The organism is Guyparkeria sp. (assembly GCF_041687595.1).
In the GTDB taxonomy this organism is placed as follows: Bacteria; Pseudomonadota; Gammaproteobacteria; order Halothiobacillales; family Halothiobacillaceae; genus Guyparkeria.
The window spans coordinates 1-3,498 of the sequence record NZ_JAWLBP010000015.1; the positions used below are offsets into that span (position 1 = coordinate 1).

The 3,498-nt window shown below is 66.7% G+C and carries 1 protein-coding gene; it reads right to left on the minus strand.

Annotated elements, in window-relative coordinates; all coding sequences use genetic code 11:
- Nucleotides 1-3,498, minus strand: a 3,498-nt coding sequence (locus ACESL5_RS03870; protein WP_372591473.1) for a filamentous hemagglutinin N-terminal domain-containing protein, incomplete at both ends; no start/stop codon positions are given.

Here is a 3,498-nt window from a genome sequence, read left to right on the forward strand (position 1 = left end):
GCCCTGGACCAGGCGGTTGTCGGGATCCCAGACGATATGCTCGTCCCGGCTTTCGGTGGCGGTGTCCAGCTCGATGTCACGACCGGCGGCCAGGGTGGTCGACCCGCCTTTGCCTGCGTGGGTAATCTCGGCCGCCTGCAGGCGGATGTCGCGTCCGGCGGTGACTGACAGCACGCCATCGTTGCCGGTGACGCCGAGCCGGCCTCGGTCGACGACCTGGTCGCGTGCAAAGTCGCTGGCGCCGACACGGTTCTCGCCCTGGCGGGTGTCGGCTTCGAGGGTGATGTCGCGCCCCGCGGCCAGTGACAGGGCCTTTTGTCCGCGGATTTCGCCGCCGCGCTGGTGGATGTCGTTACCGGCGTCGAGGGCGGACCATGCCGCCTCGATTGTCCCGCCGATGTTCTCGATGTCCCCGGCCGCGAGCGAGAGTGCTTCGCCGGCTGCAAGCCGACCACTGTTGTGCACGGTGCCGGCGACGGACAGGTCGAGGTTCCTTGCCGCGATCAGGCCGTGGCTGCCACCGGATTGGGCCGGTTCGTCCGCCAGGTACAGGCGCGGGACGAGAACAAGTACGGTCTCCCCATCGACGGTGACGGTCTGTTCCTCCAGCCAGACGATATCGGCCGTGAGCCGCTCGAGCTGTTCGGCGGTCAGGCGCACGCCGGGGGCGAGGTCCAGGTCCTCCCCGAAGGCGATGCCGGCGTCGATCAGTGCGCGGAACTGCGCCTCGTCGTCGGCAAACCCGTCGAGGTATCGTTGGCCGGTGCGCTCGATGACCTGTTGCCGGACCAGCGCCTGCTCGTGGAAGCCGTCGCCGAGGCGTTTCTGCGTGTAGGCCGGATCTCGAGTCAGCGCGTCGAGCATGGCGTCCGAGCCGAACCAATCGCCGCCACCGGCGAACTGCGGATCGATTCCGACCAGCGGAACGTCGGGGCTCTCGGTGCGCACCTGGTAGAGGCTCGCTTTCGGTATCGCCGGGATGCCGTCGAGGACCTTGCCGTCGCCTCGCTCGGGGACGGTGGGAGCCGTCGACGAGCGGCCGGCGTGCTCGTCGAAAACCACGGTGGGCAGGTCATATGGCGCGCTGTATTCCGGGGCGGGATTGTAGTCCGTGGTGCCGTGCCATTCGCGGCAGTGATCCGAGCCGAACATCCCGCAGGCCTCCACGGTAGTGAACCTGGCGGTTCCCTCGCGGTAGGTGATGTCCTGTCCCTGCGTGGCGCGGTTCTCGAGGCGATCCACGTCGGCGGCCAGATCGTCCCCGGCAACGATCTGGCTGTCGACATTGAGCAGTTCTTCGCCACTGATGTGCATGTCGCCGCCCGAGCGGAGAGTCGCCGGATGGCTCTCGATCACCTGCGTGCGCGAGGTGGTCGAAGTCACCTGGAACCAGGTGAAATCGGAGATCTCGTAGGGATATCCCTTGCAGAAGACGTTCTCGTGGTAGAGGTTCGTGCAGTCGGCCTGATCGAAGGTGCGCTCGGACCCGCGCAGCCGGATATAGGACTCCTGGACCGGTTCTTCATCCACTTGCTTGGTGACCAGGCCTGCATTGCGGTTGACGATCCGTGACGCATCGATGGCGAGATCGCCGAAGGCCTCGATGGTCGCGTCCTCGTTTAGAAGGCGGCGGGACGTGTCGCCCTCGTGACCCTCGATCACCATGTCGCCACCGCTCAATATAAGGGCGTCATCCCGGTTCACGATCTCGTCGGCGGCCAGCTGCAGGGCTTCACGGGCGGCGATGCTGGCGGCCGAGTCGTTGCCCCCTGCATTAACCAGCCGGGAGGCCGTGACCGACAGGGAGCCGCCGTAGAGTCGGCCGGTGGGGTGATTCACCAGGGTTCCAGTCTCGAGCTCGGCCAGGCCACCGTCGATCAGGCCGAAATTGTCGATGGTGTCCCGAACCGACAGATGCAGTTCGCTGGCCTCGATCGTGCCGTCATTTGCATTGCGGGCCGAGCGGCTCTTGATGGCGGCCAGCTCGGTTGCGGCAATGCTGCCGTGATTGCCCAGGTTGCCGTCTATCTCCAGCTGCAGGCTGCCGCCGGCAGCCATCTCGCCCTCGTGGCGGTAACTGCCCCCAACCGCGACGGAGAGGTCTCCCGCCGACAGCCACTGGCCGTGACCGTGCATGACCGACGAGGTGACGGAAAGCCGTTTTCCGGCGAAAAGGCGGCCGCCATCGTTTGCCATCGTCCCGGCCCGCAGGTCCAGGTGTTGTCCGACGAGCACGTCGCCAGCACTGTTGTCGACCTGGTCTGCCGAAAGGGTTGCACTAATTGACGACTGGATGCTGCCGTTGCCGTTGTCCAGCATGGTTTCGGCTGTTGCCTCGATGTGGTCCCTGGCCGTGATCTCGCCCCGGTTGCCAATGACGTCCCCGGAGAGCCGCATCGACCCGATGGTGCTGACACGTCCACCCCGGTTGTTCAACTCGTCTCGGGCCTGAACCTCGAGTGCCTCGTTGGCGTGGATCTCGCCGTGGTTGTCGATATCCCGTGCCGTGAGGTGCAGCGGCCCCCCGTCGGCGATGATGCTGTGGTGATTGGTCAGTCGGCCGGAGCTGTCGATTGCCAGGTTCTTGCCGGCGTGGATGTTTCCCTCGTTGCTCACGTCTCGAGCATTCAGGTCAAGAGACCCCCCTGTGACGATGCTCCCCTCGCGATTGACCAGGCCGCCGCTGCTGTCGATCTCGATGTCATCGTCCGCCTGTACCAGTCCCTGGTTGACGAGTTCCGACGTCTCGATCGAGGCCGGGCCTCCCGAGCGCAGGTTCCCCCTGTTTACCAGTCGACCGTCGGCATGGAGTTCGAGGCCGCCGCTCCCGGTGATGGCCTCGCCGGCGTGGTTGACTCCAACGCCTCTCTCGTTGGCCACCAGGCGGATCTTGTTCGCGTACATGCCCCCGAGGCGGGCGGTGTCGATGCTCCATGCCGGGGCCGGCGTGTCCGGAGTCATCGACTCGACGAGTGCGCCGGCGCGGTCGAAACGGCCCGTGCCTGTCGTGACGTCGAGACGGTCGGCCCAGATGCCGGCGTTGATCTCGATCGAGCGGGCGAGCAGGTCGGCCTCGGCGGTCCGGCTGGCGTCCATGCCGTCACCCTCGATGCGGATGCGTCCGTCGCGCACGTCCAGGCCGGTCCAGCGGCCCTCGTCGAAACGAGGCCGGCCGGTGGTCAGCATGGCCCGGTCCGCGTTGATAAAGCCGCAGCCGTTGCAGGTGATGCCGGCGGGATTGGCGATGACGAGGTCAGCGGGATCGCCGCCGATCTCCAGGTAGCCGGCGAGCTGGCTGGGCGAGGCGCTGCGTATCTCGTTGAGGATCAGGTCGGCCGTGCCCGAGGCGAGCGCCGGGTTGGCGCCGATCTGGCCGGCTAGCGTCGTCGCGCTGGTGGTGCGGCCGTTGTTGAACACGACCCCGCGCTCGTCGACGTCGAGCTGCCGGTAGACGTTGTGCGAGACGCCGTCGGCGCCGGGCGTGGTGATCTCGACCAC